Below are 18,018 nucleotides of genomic sequence, written 5' to 3' on the forward strand. Positions count from 1 at the left end.
TATTTGCATAAATGAACATTTTAGATTTTTGTTTGGTATATTATCTTTTGACTGATATCAGACGGATATTGTAATATTATTATGAGCAAATATTGAAGCTCCTGAGAGTATCTTGAAATTAATAAACAAATATTTCACCACATCCTCTTTTTATTTTATCGATGCCGCACTGGTCGGAAGCATCCCCTTCAAACCGGGAAAATTCTCCTTTTTCCCTTTATTTTTTGTTGTTTTTTTGTCTGATTACAAATATATAGCCTATAATTTTGTTAGATATTTGTAAGTTGTTATTATTTATAATTCTTTTTTGTCTAATCGCAATAATTCATTGACAAAATATGACAAATATGGTAGAATATTTCTAGAATAGGATAGGTCTATTCGGCGCATACTCGAACAAAAAAATTGGGGGATTTTCTATGAGTATTGAGTTACTGAATGCCTCTTCGGCATCCAACTCGGCGTTTAGAGTAGTGTGCGGAGAAATGCCTTTAAATGACAAAAGCATTACTCATCACGAAGCTCTGTTCGGCCACGTTAAAAACGGTTCTGTCACTTTTGAGGGAACCGACGGAGGGTTTCACCTCCATGAGGGCGACATCTATTTTGTATCGCCCAACACACGGTATAAGCTGACAAACAGCAACAGCGTCAACATTGATGTCATTACCATCAACTTCACCAATCCCGCGGCGATAACTCAAGATTACCTCCCGCAGAGCATTATCAAGGCTTTGGTGAACGGCAACTGCACCAACTACGCGCGCATCTCTCCCAGCGAGGGAGCTCATCCGAAGCTTCTCGACTGCATCCAGACCGCTACGAAGGCGGAAACCGAAAAGTCTGAGTTTTTCCAGCTCCTTGTTTACGGCAAGATGTACGAGGCGTTTTATGAGCTGTTTGCCAACAGATTCGTCAAGATCGTCGATTCCGAGAGCAAAAGCAAAAAGTACCGTGCTCTCCAGCGCGTTACTACCTACATTGACGAGCACTATATCGACGGCTTGTCTCTCGACGATGTCGCCAACGCGACAGGAATCAGCCGCTACTACGTATCGCATCTCTTCAAGGAGCTGATGAATACGACCTTTGTCGGCTACGTCAACGACCTGAGACTCAATAGAGCGGCTATGCTGCTGCTGACAACCGACAGCGCGATCATTGAAATTGCGGCTCTTTCGGGTTTCAACAACCTCTCCAACTTCAACCGCGCTTTCAAGCTGCATTTTGGAAAAACTCCTTCTGCTTACAGAAAAGCGTGATTCTACCACCTGCTCCGTCCGATTTGGACGGAGCTTTTTTTCTAATGAACATTTTTAGGCAACCGTTATGAAATCATCAGCGGCTTTCCAAAAACTTTTTCGGCAATGGGGGTTGTCTTATTCACTGATTTGTGCTAAAATCTAATTTAGAATTGCGAAAAAAGGTGAACGAATGGTTATAGATATTCCAAGAATGATTGATTACATCAAGAAACACAAAAACGTGTTCCTGTTTTCGGGCTCCTTGCTGCTTGCGGCGGTGCTCATTGCGGTTCTGGTCATTTTCAGCGGTCCCGCGAAGAAAGCGAGCAACACCTCGCTTCCCGCGTCCAACATCAACCCCGCGGCAAACGAGATTGCGTACAGCACGCTTGATGAAGCTCACACAGCATATGAGGAGCCGAGGGAATCGACTGTCAACAACGCCGCGACAGAGCGTGATCGTGCGACGGAAGGAGCGACCGAGGCGCTGACAACGGCGCCCGCGACAACGCAGGCCGCACAGCAGGGCGACGTTGTTTTTGCGACCGCAGAGGTTCCCGATTCTCCAGCCGATTATCAGGCACAGTGGGACGCGGGCTATCTTCTCGCGATCGACAACCCCGATACGTCCTACTCGACCTACCACATCGACCTCACGGATTCGGACAGACAGCTGCTCGAAAATCTCTGCTACGGCGAGTTCGGCACCGGCGGCTTTATCGGCGCGGCGCTGATCGCGCAGGCGGTAAAGGACGCGATGTGCTTCGACGGCTACACCACTATCCCGGAGGTTATCCGCGAATGCCGTTACGACGGCAGCACCACACGCGGCACCTCGGAGGAATGCCGTCAGGCGGTGCGCTACGTCTTTGACGACGACGGCAGCGCGGTACAGCACCGAATTCTCTACATGTACGCGCCGTATCTCGTCAACAGCTCCTTCCATGAGAGCCAGAACTTCATCCTCAGCTATCAGCAGATCCGTTTCTTTGACCGCTGGGGCGCATAATTCAACACATAATGAAAAAGGTCGGCATCACGCCGGCCTTTTCGTTTCGCTTATTTCATCTTCGATTTTTGTGTGGGAAATCAAAACATCATATTGAGTTTGATCTGATTGGAGTCGGTATTTCCGCAGAACCAGTCGGAATCGTGACCTCTGTCAGCTCTGAAGAGGTTTTTGCTGTTGGGACCTACCGCCTGATAGAACGCGCTGTAGTTTACCTTGTGATACGGCTTAATAGAGTAGCCCTTCATATTCAGGATGTACTTCTGGTTGACCGGCATGAAAAGCTCCATTCCTTCCTCTGTCGCATAGGAATAATAGCCTACCGCAAAACCGTCGCTGCACTCTTTGATCTCGCTCTTAACAGCTTTTTTGCCTTTTACACTGACAAAGCAGGTATTGTCTTCGCTGCTATACAGTCCGATGTCGTTGTAATCCTTGAATGTAACGCGTCCGAAATCCGCGTTATCTCTTAATGCTGCGAGAGTTAAGTTTTCGCCGTTCTCTGCGTTGTATGCGTCTACATAATAGGTGTCCTGCGCTTCGAGGTGAGCGATGTTGATGCTGTTTTCGTGAGTCTGGAAAACCTCTTTGATATAAACACCTAAGGAGATCAGCTCGTTGGGGCGCTCCCAGTAAACCTTACCGACAACTTTGAGGAGCGGGTTGATCGCATCAATGATCTGATTGGCGTTTGCGTCTGAGGGCAAACCTTTACGGATGGCTTTCTCTGCTAAAGATTCAAAGCCGGGTACCGAAGAAACAGCCATGCCCAGAAGCACCTCGCCGAGAAGATCGTATAATTCCTCTTTTTTGAGAGCGTTAACGTCGTTCATGAGCGAAAGAAGGAGGTTGCTTATACCGCTCTGATATTTCTTGCAGTAATTGTCGCGAGTGCCGATTTCTTTTGTCAGCCGCTCGAGCAGCAAGTATGCGGCGATATTCGCGTCGTAGTTTGCCTTTGTGTCGTCTTTTACAAGAATCGAGCCGTCTTTGATCTGAGAATAGATTTCGTAAGTGCCTGCCAGAGGGCAAGCAACCAGTGCCGCTACCAGCGGAGCCATCTTCTTGAGAGGAGTGCCGTACACTTTGAAATCATCGGCTTTATAGTCGTTCTCTTTCGAGCCGTTCTCAACAAATAATGCTTTCATCATCGACGCGTTTGACCGAAGAGCGGAGGAGGATTACCCCGACAGCCCGTATATCGGCGATCACTTAAAAAACACGCCGGGATATTATGTGAATCAGGAATATCTTGAGTTAAAGAAAAGATTTCAATCCGACAAAGAGCTCACGCTGGAGGTGGAGTTTCCCTATGAGTTGACGACCGAGAACTTCTCCGACTGCTTTTATGTGTTGACGTGCTATTCCGACGGCATTTATCAGACCTTATTTTTCGAGGCGCTTGCACCTGTATTGATGTTCCTGCTGGTGTGCTTCTTCGGTGTTTTCTTCTTTCCAATCGCAAGCGGACTGCTGGGGCGAATCGATTTGCGCTACGTTGCTTTCGGAGCGCTGTGCTTTTTTACGGGAATATATATGGTAATCGGAAAAATCAGCGACTATCTCAATCTGTGGATCATAGACCCCACTGTCTGTTTGATGACGGACAAGGTGTGCTTGTGCCTTTTTGTTCTTGCCGTAATGATTTATCTGAGATCGCTGCTGCACAATAAAATATCAAAAAATATCGTTACCGCTGCCATCACGGCGTACCTTGCTCTCACGGTAACGGAAGTTGTTTTACAGATGACAAATGTAGCGGATATGATGGCGACAGCGGGTGCAATGTATATCGCTATGATTATCTGTGCTGTGGTGATGATAAGCCTTTTGGGCATTGAAATTCGCGGCAAAAAGAGATTTGTACTGTTTGATTATCTGATCTCATGGGTTCCCCTGAGTGCGTTCCTGATGATCGATCTTCTTGATATCTATCTGCATATTCCCGGCGGAGCGCATCTGTGGTTCGGTCTCGCGGTAACGACCATATACCAGATGGTGCGATTCGCAATGGATTTCCGCCGTCAGTATAAAGAGGCTATTCATTATCAGCAGGTACAGCGCGAGCTTTACGAAGCAAAGGTCAGCGTGATGGTCAGTCAGATCAGACCGCATTTTATGTACAACGCGCTGTCGTCCATCGCGATACTCTGTAAGCTCAATCCCGACACCGCGTATACCGCGACGGTGACGTTTTCGGACTATCTGCGCGGCAATATGGACTCACTGAAACAAACGGCTCCCGTTCCCTTTGCGAGGGAGCTGGAGCACCTGAAAAAATATCTGTATATCGAAAAGCTGCGCTTTGACGATCAGCTGAATATCGAGTACGACATACAGGCAACAGATTTTGAGATTCCCCTGCTGTCGATTCAGCCGTTGGTTGAAAACGCCGTCAAGCACGGCGTCGGAATGAAGGAGGACGGCGGCACTGTGAAGATATCCACCCGAGAAACCGATAACGCTTATGAAGTGATCGTCGAAGATGACGGCGTGGGCTTTGACACGACAGCTGAAAGAAAGAATGACGGCAGAAGCCACGTCGGAATGGAAAACACAAAGCGCCGAATCAAGGAAATGTGCGGCGGCGAGGTCATAATAGAAAGTGAAATAGGGAAAGGGACGAAAGCAAGAGTGATAATTCCTAAGAAGGAGGAAAGCGGACAATGAGGATGCTATGTGTGGACGACGAGCCATTAATGCTCAAAATGCTTGAAATGGCAATCAAAGAAGCGCGCCCTGACGCGGATATCACTGCTTACAGAAAGCAGGCGGAGCTGCTTGAGGACGCGCGGAAGAACGGCTGTGACATCGCCTTTTTAGATATCCATATGCGCGGTATGAACGGTGTGGAGCTTGCCAAGGAACTGAAAACTGTCAATCCCAAGATGAATATCATATTTGTCACGGGTTTTTCGGAATATGCCGGAGAAGCTATGAGCCTGCACGCTTCGGGCTATATTATGAAGCCCGTTATCAAGGAAAAGATCGAGCAGGAGCTTTCCGATCTGCGCTTCCCGATCATTCCGAAGAAAAATGCGAAGCTGCGCGTACAGTGCTTCGGAAACTTCGACGTATTTACGCCCGACGGCGCGCACGTCCGTTTTGAGCGCAGCAAGGCAAGGGAGGTATTCGCATATCTTGTTCACAAGCAGGGCAGCTCCTGCACCACGCGCGAGATTTTCTCCGCGATCTTTGAGGACGAGTCGTATGAGAAAAAGCTTCAAAACCTCCTGCAAACCTATATTTACGCCATGATCAAAAGCCTGAAGGCTGTCGGCGCGGAGGATGCGGTGGTGCGCAGCTACAACGCCTTAGCAGTCAACCCCGAGGTGCTCGACTGCGACTACTATCGCTTCAAGGAACTTGACGCGGGCGCGGTCAACGCTTACCAAAACGAGTATATGAGTCAGTATTACTGGGCTGACTTTTTATATGATGATTACTCGGATGATTAATTTTTTCATAACCAACAAAAGCACATACCCGCATGGGTATGTGCTTTTGTTGGTGCCGGTGACCTTGGTTCACTTTTTTCTTGTGTTTCATTTCGTTTGCTGCGGTGTGTCGGCATGGGAAAAAGATCATCTTCTCTCTCGCTAAAAACAGTCCCCGGACTGTTTTCTTTACGCTCGCCTTCAAGTCCGGTCACCGGCTTGCTTGTAAAATAGAAACAGGGAATACTTCAAAAAGTATTCCCTGTTTCTATGGTGCCGGTGACCATAGGAAATACAGTATTTAAGCCACTTTTCAAGGTTTGTAGGCTTATGTGTTGGTTTATCTATGCAATAGCAAGATTATTTTCTTTCATATATTCGTCCGCAACAGCGATATGTTCACTTCTGAATTTTTCAAAAACAGAGCAGTAAATATTAAGAGTTATACTGATGTCAGTGTGTCCGAGTATATTTTGAAGCACCTTTGCAGGCATTCCTGATTCAATACATCTTGTGGCATAAGTATGACGGAGCGAGTGCAAATCAACCTTTCCGTAAATGGTACTGTCAATAATTCCATATTTCCGCATAACGCCTGAATATGAGGAATTGACTTGATTTGTCGTTATTACTTTATTGTTGGTTGACTTAAAAATCAAGCCGCTTTTCTTATCACCGATACAATCTTTCAGAAAGTCCGCAATTTCTTCATTGATGTAAATGGTTCGCGTTGAACGTAATGTTTTTGTTTCGTCGCCTATCTCTGTACTGTTATTTGTACCTCTTGTAACTGTCTTATGGATAAAAATTGAACTATCCTCAAATTTAATATCCTCAACAGCAAGAGCGCAAATTTCACCAATACGCATACCCGTGAACATTGACAACATCATTATTTCCCTGTATAGAACATCTTTTGCTTTCAACACATCAAGCAGTTTCTTTTGCTCATTAAGCGTTAGAGCGCGAACAGGGATATGTTTTTGCAATGACTTTGGACGCTTCATATCAGCCATTGGATTATCAATAATCAGTTTCTTGCGAATCGCGAGCTTAAAACAAGCACCAAGTAATTGAAACATCTTATTAACACAGGACTGCGAATAATAGAGATGATTGGCAAAGAATGATTTAATATCGTCCTCTGTAATTTCTTGTATCTCTCTGTTTGAAATATCATCAAGCATTTTTAAGGTTGCTTTTTTGCGGTCATAGCTTGAAACGCGTATTTCATTCAGCGCGTACTGTTCCTCAATCATTTTGTCAGCTAAATCATAAAGCTTCGTACTGTCTTTTTCTATGTACTCACCTTTAATTGATTTATGCTCAATCTCACGCAGCTTATCTGAAACGGCTGTTTTTGTTGTACCGCTAACCGTCTTTTTCTTGGTTTTACCGTTACCCAAATCTATGATGGTTTGTCCCATATATCTCTTACGCTTTGCGTCATAATAGATAGTGCCTGTTCCTCTCGGACGGCGTTTTTTTGTTTTCTGTGTTTTTGTGGTTGCCATATATAAAATCCTTTCTAACCACAAGCACAGAGGATTTGTTTGTTATAATTATTATATCATAGCAAATCCCACTGCGCAAGTGATTAGTTGAAATATTTGCGGTGTTAAGCGTGCATTGTCCGAATTATTGCCCTATGCTAAATTCTCCGTGAATCAGCCCATTTCATAAAAGCTGATTTTGATACGCGCATATTCTTCCCAACCCTTATAAGCGGAAAATCAGGTCTGCGCATAATTTTTCGGGCTGTTGGCAGTGAACAACCGAGAGCCGCGGCTACTTCTTCTGTGTTTAAAAATTTTAATTCGTTGTTTTCGGTTGTAATGGTTTCATTCGTGTTAGTGTCAATCATAAAAAATCTTCCTTTGCGTTATTCAAAAATTTTCTTAAATATATCCTCGGAGCGTTGTCCGATAGGTTTCGGTCTCGCTTTTTGAGATAGTTTATTTGGTTGCTTGGTTGTGCTGTCAATGATAAAATCATTACTAGCTGTATCAAATTTAGACTGATAAATATAGTCCATATCGCAGTAAAGCGTTAACGCAATACGCCTGTTCAGCTGTGCGAACGTGTCTATATCACGCTTGTGTTTTGAAACAGACTCTAAATAGAAATGATAGGGCGAATACGGGGAAGTAATGATAATCAACTCCACCGAAAGGGCTTTGTCGTAATAACGGGAGGGAACATTAACGCCATGCTCTATTGAATAGGGGTCTGTAATGCGGAGCAAATCAGCGTAAAGCATAATTCGAGGTCTGAAATCATCTATTATCGCGGAATGTTCTCCGTTGTAGCTTTGAAACGTATCGTTGGAGCTGCCGCTGATAAAGCAGTCAAGCCCTTTTTTTCTCACAAACTGTTTTGCTAAACTTGATTTGCCTGTTCCTGCGTCGCCGTAAATCCAAATGACTTGAAGCGTTTTTCCCTGTGAAATGACTTCTTTGCGCCATTCGTCAGCTTTTTGTCGGAGTATTATGCTGTGTATGTTTTCTATTTGCGGTTTTAATCTGCCGTATTCCGAACCTGTCAATCTCTGTTCAAGCTCTTGTTTGGTAATGTGTCCTGCCTTGAACGCGTCAAGGAGCAGCTTTGTCTGGTTGTACTTTGTGGCGTTTAACACTTTGCTCTCTATGTCTGCCATATAAGCAGGATAATCAAAACTCGCGGTTACTTCGCTGAAATCATATTGGTGCTTACTTTTTGCTTTATCCGTGCGGTGCGTGAGATAAGAGTAGCCGTTATCCGCTTGCTTATCGTAACGCTCTATGTACTGCGGTTTGTCACCTAATGTTTTCGCTACGGAATTGAGCGACCGTGGATTTGTAAATGTTAGCATAGCGTGTACGTGAGCTTCGGCTGGCTGTCCGTCCTCTGCTGTGTCTTTGTCATGTACAACAAAAGCGTATTTTTCAGGATTTAGCGCTTTCAATCGGGCTTCAAGTTCGTCAAGCGGAAAAGGAAGGTGCGTTATTTGCTGAGTGTACATCATATTGCGGCTTTTGTTGGATTTTGGTTGTTCCAAGTTTTTTCACGTCCTTATGTTAAGTTTACTGTCATTGCATTGCATGGAACAGTGGTTGGTGATGTGGCGGTGGATATAACAAGCCCAATCCACCGCCATAATAATAGAAAAATGATAAAATGGAACATGGAACACGGTATGCTGCGCTCAAGAATCGCTTGCATACCGTGTAAGTATTACAAATAGTATTCTTTTAACAAGCGTCCAAGCTCTTTATACACCGAAAAATCCATGTACGGGAAATGCACAAAGCTAACATCATCGTGAATACCGTCGGTAGACGAAAACCAAGCGTCGCCTTGTTTATATACACGCTCAGGAAACGTCTTTAGCTTTTCGCTGTTCCACATTAATCTTCCCTCAGAAAGCGTAGGTCTGAACAAAATTTTAGTTGACATGGCATTTTTCAGCATAGTCGGCAAACCGCCCTCGTCCACGCTTGCTTCTGCTATTGAAATAATCACGTAACAGCCAGCCGAAGCACCCATAGTAACAATACGCTTAATCAAAGCGTCAAACGTCGCAAGGCAGTAATCGCTGTTTTTCTCGGCTTTTTTCGGAAACAGCGAACGGCAAGCAACATATTCATCAATGAATAAAAAGCAGGGGTGAAAATCGTAGTCAAACCAGTGCATAGCGTCGCCTTGTTGCTTTGATAATTCGTTCAATCGCTGTTGCCGTTCTGTCATTATCGTTTCAAACACCCTCATAGCTTCCAGTATTTTTCTCGCTTCTCCGTCTTTATCGACGGTTACTACATGAGGTAATACAGATAATTCTGCTTGTTTCGGATCAATGATAGTGATGTTAGAGCCGTATTCGTCGCGCCCCCATAAAAGAGCTTGCAAGAGGATCGATATTATCCCTGTTGTTTTGCCGCTCCTTGTCTTGCCTGCGACTAACATTGATCCGCTGGCAGTAAGATCAATGTGGTTATTTTTGTCTATTATAATCTTGATCGGGCGGTCTGTTTTCATTTGGTTTACATTCGTGAAATGAAGAGAATTGTCAATCATAACGTCCTCGATAATAAACTGAACATAATTAAAAGCTAAGTCAGCATTGGAAATTGTAACAGCGTAACGCTCGAACTTGCGGTTAAGAATAGAGCTTATATTCGGCGCGACGTTTTGTATATCCTCAACTGTGACAGTGGTTGCATATATGGTTAAAATAAAGCGTCCGTTGTCGGCTGATGTACAAGTGATTTTAGGTAATATTTGACCGTCTTTCAGATGTAAAGGATTGCCATATGGATATGAGAACAAGCCTTTCATAACTTTATATTTTATCTTATTTGCTTGTGATTGCTTCACAACCATAACAACCGACAAAACGATTAATATGGTGTTTATAGCAACCGAAACTATAATTATAGGGTATATCTTTTCTGACGGTGTTATACCGAAAATATTTGATAAACAAAAATATATCAATATAACTATTACGATTGCTAACAGAACAATCACGCTTGATAAGAGCATTTTCCTGCAAGGCGCAGTATAGCGAAACAACCACGCCTTGCTATCATACCGTCTCATTACTGCTTGGGCGGCTGAACGATTCTGATATCCTCGGCTTTAATGCTGAGCTGATTACGGAATTCACCGTAGATTGTTCCTACAGCATTAACAGGGATCACAACCGCATTTTCGGGAACTGAAATAATTTTGCTCACCTTGATATTAAGCTTCTCAAAGCGGTTCGAGCCAGTCTCACCGTCCTTGTGCCTATATTCTGTGTTATCTGCAAAAATTACGGTAGATACTCTTGTACCGAGCACCTTTCCTGTGTCGTTATCTTTGAGCGGAGCGCAGCCTGTCACAACAAGTTTTTTTCCGTTCAAAAATTTGTCGAGGTCAAATACGCTGAATTGATTAAGGTATTTCATATTATTTATCGTCCTTTCTTTTGCGATATTGTTTTTTGTCGAGATAAAAGAGTTGTAGCCCGTTCTCGGCGGTAATTATGAGCCTGTTAAGAAAACTGTCAAGTGTGTATTGATATGGTGTAGTTACCGCATTATCGTCTACAATCTGCAACTTTCCGTTTTGGACGTTGTTGATCATACCAATAATAGATTTTAATGCGCTTACAAGGAAATAGCTCTTTGTCATATGCTTTTCTCCTGTTCTGCATAGCGCTCACTTTTTGGTATGAACATTGTTTTTGCTGTTTCTTGAAGCTTGCCAAACATTGTCTCTATGCTGCCCTCGTCAAGAAAATAATCTTTGTCAGTGTTAAGCGTGATGTTCAGGGTGTATTTGTTTTTGTGTGTGGAATTTTTAGGATAGTTTTTTGTTTTTGAAAAATTTGTTGTGATAATAGGTTGCATAATTAACCTCTTTTCTTATTTATTTCAATTTAATGCGCATTAAAATTGATAACAAAATTCAGATTGTTTTTGACAACCTCAACTTTGTGATTACATTGTATCATGATAATTCATAATCTTCGACGGTGTAATATTACCGATTGTGACTATTACAAACCAAATAAGCGACCAACGGCTTTATTAAGCCATTTTAAAAGTCACATTACAGAACAAAAAGTTTTTGCGTATTAAAACTTTCAAATTTTCCAGCGTTTTATAGCTGATTGAATGCATTTGATTATTTCCTTATCGTCGGAATTGAAAATATCAATTATCGCATTCCGCACGTCATTGTATATATCGGATTTCGCCTGATCGAAGATCGGCATATCGCAATACTTGTTACTAACAACCCAAAGAATCAATTCATCAAGTGTTTTGATAAGCTCACCCCTGCTGTAAATATTCTTATGTGAATTACACAGCATTCTGCGCAGTCGTCTTTTTGTACTGCTCATGCTTGGTGTTTCTTCTCCGGACTTTTTACGGATCCGAGCACCCAAGCAATTAAAAACTATCAATGCAAAATCCCCGATTGTATAAAAGGATTGATTTAGCTTTATTGGATCACTAAAGCAATTTATAACTTCAAACTGCATTGCGTTTCCTGTTAAATCTTCAAGCAAAGCTAAAAACTTTTTATTATGTAAAACTTTTTCAAAATCTTCTTTTGAAAATAATTGCTTGCGTTCATTTTCATTAAGAACGATTGCAGTTTTCAGCAAGATGTTCTCTATTTTGTTTCGGACTTTAATAAACTGCTGAGTACGCTCACCGTTTTGCGTTATTGCTTCAAACGAAACAGCGTTAAGCAAAACAACAGTAAAATCAGTGATAGTATAAGAATTTTGTGTAAGTATGATTTTCTGTATCATTCGTTAAAACCTCTGATCTAAAACTCAAATTTATCAGTATTCGTTATAAGTATTGTTATGCCCGTATAGCCGATAGCGCAGCTTGAAGTGTTTAGCGGTTGAAAATCGCGGCTTTTTCATCAAGCGCATTTTTTAATTTGGTGTAAATTTCGCCGATCTCTGAATGAGATACACATTTGCGTGTGATTATAACCAAAGGGAAAGAAACTCCGGCTAAATCAGGACGTACAAAATTATGTACAGCCACAATTCCGAAAGGTAAAAAATATATGGGCGATTCAGACATGATTTCAAATAGTTTATCATAAGCAAAATCACCAAATTCCTTAGGTTTATGAATTAAGTCTGTTTTATCATTCACCTCAAATAAGTATGTAAACGTTCCCAAGTAAACATCTAAGTGCTGGTAAATTGTTTTGAGTTGGCTGTATGTCTGGTTTGATTGCCAATCATTAAGAATACTTTTTACCGCACAATCAATTTGTAAATTTAGTTCACGCAAGTTGTTTTCATCAAGATCAAAATCGGGTGTGTAAAACGGCAATGCGTTTTTAAGGTTTACATTTTTAAGAGGTTTTTTATTATAATTGCAATTCATTAGGAATCATCCTTTCGAAAAAATTTTTTATCTTTAATTTTTATCTTTAATTTGCTGTCATTTTTTTATACAATCAAATTAACCACTCCCTAAGCTTTAATCACGAACTATGCATATTTTCCTGACAGGCAATCCATGGGTTCGACGCTGTGTCGTCAACTTTGTGTTGCGCTCGCTCTAAACAGAGGTCTTGGCGGTATATCCTTTGCGTAGCCGCTATTCAATTGTCTTTGCAGCGTTTCGTTTGCTGTGGTTTTATTATGACACAAACCAAAGAGACACTCAAAAAGACAAATTATTGACAAACCACAATTAAAATGCTAAAATAAAAAGGACAATTTCAAAAACTGTCCTTTTTGTGGTTTGGAGAGTGGTTTTTATGCCTAAAATGGCGAATAAAAAAAGAGAGGGTTTATATTCGATTCCCGATATTTTACACGAAATAAAAAGATTTTATAAAATAACGACAAGTATAGATGATGACGCATTAAAAAAATACATACGTCGCTATATAAATAATAATCTTCCGTCAGATAAAACCATAAGCTATGTTCCAAAAAAATTCCTTGATAAATTTTTTACTGATGAAAAAGTAAAAAAGCATTTGGTTAAAGTAAGCGAACGGAATATTGAATACACAAACTCTGAATTATTAGAATTTGAAGAAGAAGCCTATATCTCGCAAGCGATTGACGATCATGATGAAAAGCTAATAAAAGCAAATATATCGCCGGAAGACGAAACGGTTATGTTTTATGATGAAGCCGACGAAGCTCATAGATATCTTACCGTTGATGAATTACTCGCTGTCAACCGCAAAGGTCTGACGCGAATAAATGAATTGACCCCCACCGAATACGATATGCTTGAAGATTATCGCAACGATATTGTTTATGAACAAGAAACAAACGCGAGAATAGCAAGTATTCTAAAGGATAAGAAACTTGAAATTATGATAACAGCATTGTTTGAGGATAAATTTATCTTACTTGAAGAACAGCTAAAAGAAGATATATCTAATCATATAAGAACACACGATTTAATGAGCGAACATCAATTAAAAGATATACACAACTATTTTGCAAAAAAATAAAGCGCAAGGGCATTGTCGTTTATTGCTTCAAATGCCCTTGCGCTATTCGTTTTTCAGTAAAATCTGCGGTTTCTCCCATAAAGTCAACATTTTTGTGGTGTTTGCGTTCTAAAAAAATGGGAGAGTGCGTGAGCACTCTCCGTTGATTTTGTTTACTGTACTGCATAGTAGCCCTCAGGCTTGATAAGCTTTTTGTCGATAGGCTCTGCGTCGTAGTCAGTTATTTCTTTTGTGTGTGTTACAGCGTCATGATGCACCATTTCATAGTGGTAACAGCCTTCCAACGGCTGGTCTGTAAACTCGCCTGTCGGGATTTTGTCTGTCCACTGTTTCTCGATGCGTCCTGTGTAAGCTATCAGTTCTTGCCCGCTCAGACCATTGTCGTAGCCTTCCTGTGCTCGACGTTCGATGAACCATCCGAACTCGCTCGGCGTCCACGCTACACCATCTGCGTGATAGAGCACTTCGCCTGTGGCAGTTGCGATATACGCTTCACCGCTTGTGTATACAGGCACTCTTGCGGGAACTTTGATTTCTTCGTACTCACCCGTAGGGATGTTCGTTGTGTAGGTGTAACGGTACGAGCCGTTAGAGCCGTTGCCGTGATACAGAGGCAGGCTTTCATCGTACGGCATGTCTTTTTTGTAGAGGTTGCCGTTCTCGTCTTTGAAGGTTACCCATACGCTGTATCCGGGTCCTACGGGTCTTTTTTGTCCGTATGCGTCTACGTAGTATCTTGCGAGATTTGGTGTCAGTGTCGGCAACTGGTTTGTGTTGGTGTGGGAGTTTAGGTGGTTAAGGATTTCTGTGCTTGTGAAGGCTTTGCCGTTGTTCCAACGCATAACCATATCGCAGTCATTGCAGATGCAGTCGTACCCACTCTTGTAGATTGGATGTTTGATTGTTATTGTTTCTTTATCAATAACAAGCTTTTGTTCATCATAGGCTTCTTCATCCACAACTTCGACTTCCTTGTTCGGATATACGTTACGGTATTCTGCGTCACGCCATTCGAATGCGATTTTACCGAGGTTGGTATCTTTTACGTCGAGTCCCGCGAGGTATTTCTGTATAAGCGTTGCGTCTTGAATGTCGGCGTGACCATCGTTATTAACATCGCAAGCGTATTCGATAATGGCTTCTGTGGTCATTAAGCTGCCATCTTTGGTGTAACGTCCGCCGTAAACTGGGGCTTCTTCAATGTTGTACTCCGCAAGATACCTCTGCAATCGCGTTACGTCGTAAATCGTAACATACGAGTCAAAATTTGCGTCGCCGAACAAATAGCTGTCAGGCTTTGCAGTCTCTTCCGCCGACACGCTGAATACACATGGCGTGAGCAAGAGCGTTGCAGACAGTAAAGCGGAAATAATACGTTTCTTCATAGTTGCGCTCCTTTGTTTAGGAATACTACGGTCAGAACGGAACCATTTTGTTTAATTTTTGTGTTCCATTCTGACCGCGAATGTTTTAGTTGATTAAGCGATAAATACAGTGATAATTATGCAATAAATTATGCTGTAAAATTTTCGCTTATTTTTTACGGATCAACCGACACCCATTGTTCTGTATAAGTGCCATTGATGATTTCATCCAGTCCTGGATATGCGGTCTGTTCAGCCCACTGTCTTGTCACTACGCCGTCAGTTGTTTCGGTGTATGTGATTTTCCGTATTGCAGGATAAGTGTATTCCTTTCCGCCGATATAGACTGGTTCCAGTTTAGCACCGATTTTTTCTTTTGCTTCGTGGCTGTTAGTTGACCTTCCGAAATCTTTATGCCATATAGTACCGTCACAGGTTACGAGAACTTTGATGAGTTTTCCTGTTACGGGTGAGTACATCCATTCTGAGTGTTGATGTTTTGTTTGTGCCCACGAGGTTAAATCACCAAAGTAACCAGATGTTCCTTTTGGGTTTTCTTCGATGTATTTTCTGTACATGATTGTGAGGTCTTGATGACAACAGCAACAGAATGCGTGCTGTTCCCATTTTCCGCCTGCTTTGAATGTGTAGGCTGCGTCCACAATTGTTTCGACTTTTGTTACCTGTGTTATTGGGTTGTGTTTGGTTATCGGGCTTCCTGTTAAATCAGTCGGAATCTCCGCGAGATAGCGTTGAATGGTGGTAACATCATAGATAGTGATGTTATTGTCGTTGTTCACGTCAAGAGCTTTTATCGTCCTATAGTCCTCAATATCAAGCCCTAAATCATCAAACTCCGCAAGCTGCTTTTGCAATAAGGTTGCGTCCGAGATATTGATATAACAGTTGTTGTCAACGTCACCAATCAAACTGCTGTCCGTGTGCTGTATATGTGTTGCCGCCGATACGCTCACCGCACAGCCTAACGGTAAAACAAAAGCTAACAATCCGCAAATGATGTGTGTGATTTTCATAAGCGTTCACTCTCCTTTTAGAGCTATAAGGGTCATTAAAAAATGCGCAGCCACAAACGAGCCACGCACGAAAAACACAGCTCATTTGTCGCCAAACAAAATTTCAACACTTTCGAGATGTGAAGAATTAGAGCATGTATTTTTACCGAAATAAAAATACACACCTCGAAGTGTGAAAAAAATAAAATTTTGTTTGGCACTTTTAATTTTAGCACAATGATTATTATATTTCAAGTTGATTATGTAAATTATGTTAATTTTATTTATATTGATATAAGGTTGACGCTGCGGTTTGTCCGCAGCGTTATTTTTATGCCCGATATTTTTCCCGTTGTATGCTCACTTATGTTTCTGTTCTCCGCTATTCAAAATCGCCGTCATTGGCTTTAGGCACATATTTTGCTCCGCGAATGTCGCTATATCAAGAATTGCCCTACGGCGTATCACGTTGTTTGCTTCTTGACATATCGCCATTCTCTCCGCTTTGTATGCACCGTAAAGCCCATACACGACGAATTATACGAATAGCAGATAACAGAAAGGAAAGGTGATAAAACAGCATACAACTCAATATCGGGTTTAAGTAAAGCCCACCAACTCAGAATTACCGAATAGAATTTTTCAAGAAAAGGAGCTAATCACAATGAAAGTCATTATTGTCAAACCGTTCACTAACCCTTATGTAGCCAATATCAAGGGAGACCTTGAAAGTATGCAAGCCGTTGTCGGCGGCTATATTCAGGCGATTTATCCGTTTGATGATGAAGTTGCTTTAGTTTGCAATGAGGAAGGAAAGTTGTGCAACCTCACGCCGAACCGATACTTGCTCAACCGCAACAATGGAATACTTGATTTTATCTGCGGTGACTTTTTCCTCTGCTATGCGCCTTGCGACAGCGAAAATTTTGAAAGTATGCCCGACAACCTCATTGATAAATATATAGCTAAATTCAGCGCAAAGGGAGCGAGAATATGAAATACTTTAAGAACTGCAAAACAGCCGAAGAACTCAAAAAGGAATACCGCAAGCTCGCTATGAAGTTGCACCCCGACATTGTCGGGGGCGACGGCGAGGAATTCAAGGCTATGCAAGCCGAATTTGAAAAGCTCTGGGAGCGGTTAAAGAATGTACACAGCAACGCACAGGGCGAAACCTACACGGCAAAGCAGGAGACCGCCGAAACGCCGCATGAGTTTATACATATCATTAATGTTTTAATTAGCTTGCAGGGCGTAGAGGTTGAAATATGCGGTAAATGGATTTGGGTATCAGGCAACACCAAAGAACACAAAGAGGTTTTAAAACAGCTCGGTTTCAAATTCGCCTATAAGAAAAAGGCTTGGTATTATCACAAGGACAAATTCAGAAAGAAAAGCCATGAAGAATTGACTATGGACGATATAAGGGATATGTTCGGAAGTCAACGTTACGAACAGAAGAAAGAGGAAGAAAAGAAATTGCAAGCAGCTATATAATAGTATAAGGTTGAGGGAGCTTATTGCTCCCTTTAATCTATATTCCCACCTTCCCACCCTTGAACAAAAAAACAGCCCTCTGCGGTTAACAGAGGGCGAAGCGAAACAAATCCTTTGTGTATGGTTCTTTTGCTTTTTTATTTTTTGGGGTTATTTTGTAGGTTTACTTGTAGGTTTATAAGCCTACATTTGCTTAATTGTTGGTTTATCTCGTTGCAGTTTCTTTTCGTCAACTTTTCTCAACTTAATTTTCAAGGTGTTCAAAAACCCAGTGTTTAAGCCGTTTTTGAACAGTTTAAGTTAAGTTAAAGAAAAAGAGAGCGGCTTTAGATAAACCACTCTCTATGGTGCCGGTGACCGGACTCGAACCGGTACGGTATCGCTACCGGTGGATTTTGAGTCCACTACGTCTGCCAATTCCATCACACCGGCGTATTGACTTTGTATATTATACATGACTTGATGCAAAAAATCAAG

At 42.0% G+C, this 18,018-nt stretch carries 19 protein-coding genes and 1 tRNA gene; 7 read left to right on the forward strand and 13 right to left on the reverse strand.

All coding sequences use genetic code 11. The features are described from left to right. Positions 1-419: 419 nt before the first annotated feature. Positions 420-1,262 (forward strand): helix-turn-helix transcriptional regulator, encoded by an 843-nt coding sequence (locus tag JKK62_RS12760; protein WP_092966487.1) that lies wholly within the window; start codon positions 420-422, stop codon positions 1,260-1,262. A 193-nt stretch (positions 1,263-1,455) separates the two neighbouring features. Beyond that, entirely contained in the window at positions 1,456-2,253 is a 798-nt protein-coding gene (locus JKK62_RS12765; protein ID WP_201428211.1) for a hypothetical protein, read from the forward strand. A gap of 80 nt (positions 2,254-2,333) precedes the next feature. On the opposite strand, the gene JKK62_RS12770 is transcribed toward JKK62_RS12765, so the two are convergent. Continuing rightward, on the reverse strand, positions 2,334-3,404 hold the full coding sequence (locus tag JKK62_RS12770) for a hypothetical protein (RefSeq protein ID WP_207752190.1): 1,071 nt from the start codon (positions 3,402-3,404) through the stop codon (positions 2,334-2,336). Positions 3,405-3,489: 85 nt separating this feature from the next. Here JKK62_RS12770 and JKK62_RS17995 point away from each other — a divergent pair, with 85 nt between their 5' ends. Both JKK62_RS17995 and JKK62_RS12780 read left to right on the forward strand, forming a co-directional pair. Further along, entirely contained in the window at positions 3,490-4,923 is a 1,434-nt protein-coding gene (locus JKK62_RS17995; protein WP_201428213.1) for a sensor histidine kinase, read from the forward strand. Further along, positions 4,920-5,711 (forward strand): response regulator, encoded by a 792-nt coding sequence (locus JKK62_RS12780; protein WP_201428214.1) that lies wholly within the window; start codon positions 4,920-4,922, stop codon positions 5,709-5,711. Before JKK62_RS17995 ends, JKK62_RS12780 begins: the two co-directional genes overlap by 4 nt. 323 nt (positions 5,712-6,034) lie before the next feature. Here the strand turns inward: JKK62_RS12780 and JKK62_RS12785 are convergent, their stop codons facing one another. From JKK62_RS12785 to JKK62_RS12825, 9 genes are all read right to left on the reverse strand, one after another. Beyond that, positions 6,035-7,204 carry a tyrosine-type recombinase/integrase gene (locus JKK62_RS12785; RefSeq protein ID WP_201428215.1) on the reverse strand — a complete coding sequence of 390 codons (1,170 nt, stop codon included), beginning with the start codon at positions 7,202-7,204 and terminating at the stop codon, positions 6,035-6,037. Between the two features lie 137 nt (positions 7,205-7,341). After that, positions 7,342-7,554 (reverse strand): helix-turn-helix domain-containing protein, encoded by a 213-nt coding sequence (locus tag JKK62_RS12790; RefSeq protein WP_201428216.1) that lies wholly within the window; start codon positions 7,552-7,554, stop codon positions 7,342-7,344. 18 nt (positions 7,555-7,572) lie between these two features. Beyond that, positions 7,573-8,727, reverse strand: coding sequence for a Rep family protein (locus JKK62_RS12795; protein ID WP_279380632.1), 1,155 nt, complete (start codon positions 8,725-8,727; stop codon positions 7,573-7,575). A 176-nt stretch (positions 8,728-8,903) separates the two neighbouring features. Further along, on the reverse strand, positions 8,904-10,043 hold the full coding sequence (locus JKK62_RS12800; protein WP_207752191.1) for an FtsK/SpoIIIE domain-containing protein: 1,140 nt from the start codon (positions 10,041-10,043) through the stop codon (positions 8,904-8,906). 224 nt (positions 10,044-10,267) lie between these two features. After that, positions 10,268-10,618, reverse strand: a complete 351-nt coding sequence (locus JKK62_RS12805; RefSeq protein WP_201428219.1) for a hypothetical protein — start codon at positions 10,616-10,618, stop codon at positions 10,268-10,270. Position 10,619: 1 nt separating this feature from the next. Then, on the reverse strand, positions 10,620-10,844 hold the full coding sequence (locus JKK62_RS12810) for a hypothetical protein (protein ID WP_201428220.1): 225 nt from the start codon (positions 10,842-10,844) through the stop codon (positions 10,620-10,622). Beyond that, on the reverse strand, positions 10,841-11,062 hold the full coding sequence (locus JKK62_RS12815; RefSeq protein ID WP_201428221.1) for a hypothetical protein: 222 nt from the start codon (positions 11,060-11,062) through the stop codon (positions 10,841-10,843). Before JKK62_RS12815 ends, JKK62_RS12810 begins: the two co-directional genes overlap by 4 nt. Positions 11,063-11,298: 236 nt before the next feature. Then, a complete protein-coding gene (locus JKK62_RS12820; protein ID WP_201428222.1) occupies positions 11,299-11,976 on the reverse strand; it encodes a hypothetical protein in 678 nt (225 codons plus the stop codon). Positions 11,977-12,067: 91 nt separating this feature from the next. Beyond that, positions 12,068-12,574: a hypothetical protein gene (locus JKK62_RS12825; protein WP_201428223.1), complete on the reverse strand. Its 507-nt coding sequence runs from the start codon at positions 12,572-12,574 to the stop codon at positions 12,068-12,070. A gap of 379 nt (positions 12,575-12,953) precedes the next feature. Between JKK62_RS12825 and JKK62_RS12830 the strand changes: the two genes are divergently transcribed. Further along, positions 12,954-13,667: a hypothetical protein gene (locus tag JKK62_RS12830; RefSeq protein WP_201428224.1), complete on the forward strand. Its 714-nt coding sequence runs from the start codon at positions 12,954-12,956 to the stop codon at positions 13,665-13,667. Between the two features lie 152 nt (positions 13,668-13,819). Here the strand turns inward: JKK62_RS12830 and JKK62_RS12835 are convergent, their stop codons facing one another. After that, the gene (locus JKK62_RS12835; RefSeq protein ID WP_201428225.1) at positions 13,820-15,052 is read right to left on the reverse strand and encodes a dockerin type I repeat-containing protein; all 1,233 of its coding nucleotides are present in this window, start codon (positions 15,050-15,052) and stop codon (positions 13,820-13,822) included. Positions 15,053-15,207: 155 nt separating this feature from the next. Beyond that, positions 15,208-16,065, reverse strand: coding sequence for a dockerin type I repeat-containing protein (locus JKK62_RS12840; RefSeq protein WP_201428226.1), 858 nt, complete (start codon positions 16,063-16,065; stop codon positions 15,208-15,210). Between the two features lie 643 nt (positions 16,066-16,708). Between JKK62_RS12840 and JKK62_RS12845 the strand changes: the two genes are divergently transcribed. Together JKK62_RS12845 and JKK62_RS12850 are read left to right on the forward strand one after the other, a co-directional pair. Continuing rightward, positions 16,709-17,041: a DUF3846 domain-containing protein gene (locus JKK62_RS12845; RefSeq protein WP_201428227.1), complete on the forward strand. Its 333-nt coding sequence runs from the start codon at positions 16,709-16,711 to the stop codon at positions 17,039-17,041. Continuing rightward, positions 17,038-17,541 (forward strand): J domain-containing protein, encoded by a 504-nt coding sequence (locus tag JKK62_RS12850; RefSeq protein WP_201428228.1) that lies wholly within the window; start codon positions 17,038-17,040, stop codon positions 17,539-17,541. Before JKK62_RS12845 ends, JKK62_RS12850 begins: the two co-directional genes overlap by 4 nt. Before the next feature lie 345 nt (positions 17,542-17,886). Here the strand turns inward: JKK62_RS12850 and JKK62_RS12855 are convergent. Beyond that, positions 17,887-17,973, reverse strand: a tRNA-Leu gene (locus tag JKK62_RS12855). Positions 17,974-18,018: the final 45 nt, after the last annotated feature.

The organism is Ruminococcus difficilis, from assembly GCF_016680995.1.

Coding starts and splice junctions, on each gene's coding strand:
- JKK62_RS12760 (WP_092966487.1), top strand. CDS start 420: ATGAGTATTGAGTTACTGAATGCCTCTTCGGCATCCAACTCGGCGTTT.
- JKK62_RS12765 (WP_201428211.1), top strand. CDS start 1,456: ATGATTGATTACATCAAGAAACACAAAAACGTGTTCCTGTTTTCGGGC.
- JKK62_RS12770 (WP_207752190.1), bottom strand. CDS start 3,404: ATGATGAAAGCATTATTTGTTGAGAACGGCTCGAAAGAGAACGACTAT.
- JKK62_RS12780 (WP_201428214.1), top strand. CDS start 4,920: ATGAGGATGCTATGTGTGGACGACGAGCCATTAATGCTCAAAATGCTT.
- JKK62_RS12785 (WP_201428215.1), bottom strand. CDS start 7,204: ATGGCAACCACAAAAACACAGAAAACAAAAAAACGCCGTCCGAGAGGA.
- JKK62_RS12790 (WP_201428216.1), bottom strand. CDS start 7,554: ATGATTGACACTAACACGAATGAAACCATTACAACCGAAAACAACGAA.
- JKK62_RS12805 (WP_201428219.1), bottom strand. CDS start 10,618: ATGAAATACCTTAATCAATTCAGCGTATTTGACCTCGACAAATTTTTG.
- JKK62_RS12810 (WP_201428220.1), bottom strand. CDS start 10,844: ATGACAAAGAGCTATTTCCTTGTAAGCGCATTAAAATCTATTATTGGT.
- JKK62_RS12815 (WP_201428221.1), bottom strand. CDS start 11,062: ATGCAACCTATTATCACAACAAATTTTTCAAAAACAAAAAACTATCCT.
- JKK62_RS12820 (WP_201428222.1), bottom strand. CDS start 11,976: ATGATACAGAAAATCATACTTACACAAAATTCTTATACTATCACTGAT.
- JKK62_RS12825 (WP_201428223.1), bottom strand. CDS start 12,574: ATGAATTGCAATTATAATAAAAAACCTCTTAAAAATGTAAACCTTAAA.
- JKK62_RS12830 (WP_201428224.1), top strand. CDS start 12,954: ATGCCTAAAATGGCGAATAAAAAAAGAGAGGGTTTATATTCGATTCCC.
- JKK62_RS12835 (WP_201428225.1), bottom strand. CDS start 15,052: ATGAAGAAACGTATTATTTCCGCTTTACTGTCTGCAACGCTCTTGCTC.
- JKK62_RS12840 (WP_201428226.1), bottom strand. CDS start 16,065: ATGAAAATCACACACATCATTTGCGGATTGTTAGCTTTTGTTTTACCG.
- JKK62_RS12845 (WP_201428227.1), top strand. CDS start 16,709: ATGAAAGTCATTATTGTCAAACCGTTCACTAACCCTTATGTAGCCAAT.
- JKK62_RS12850 (WP_201428228.1), top strand. CDS start 17,038: ATGAAATACTTTAAGAACTGCAAAACAGCCGAAGAACTCAAAAAGGAA.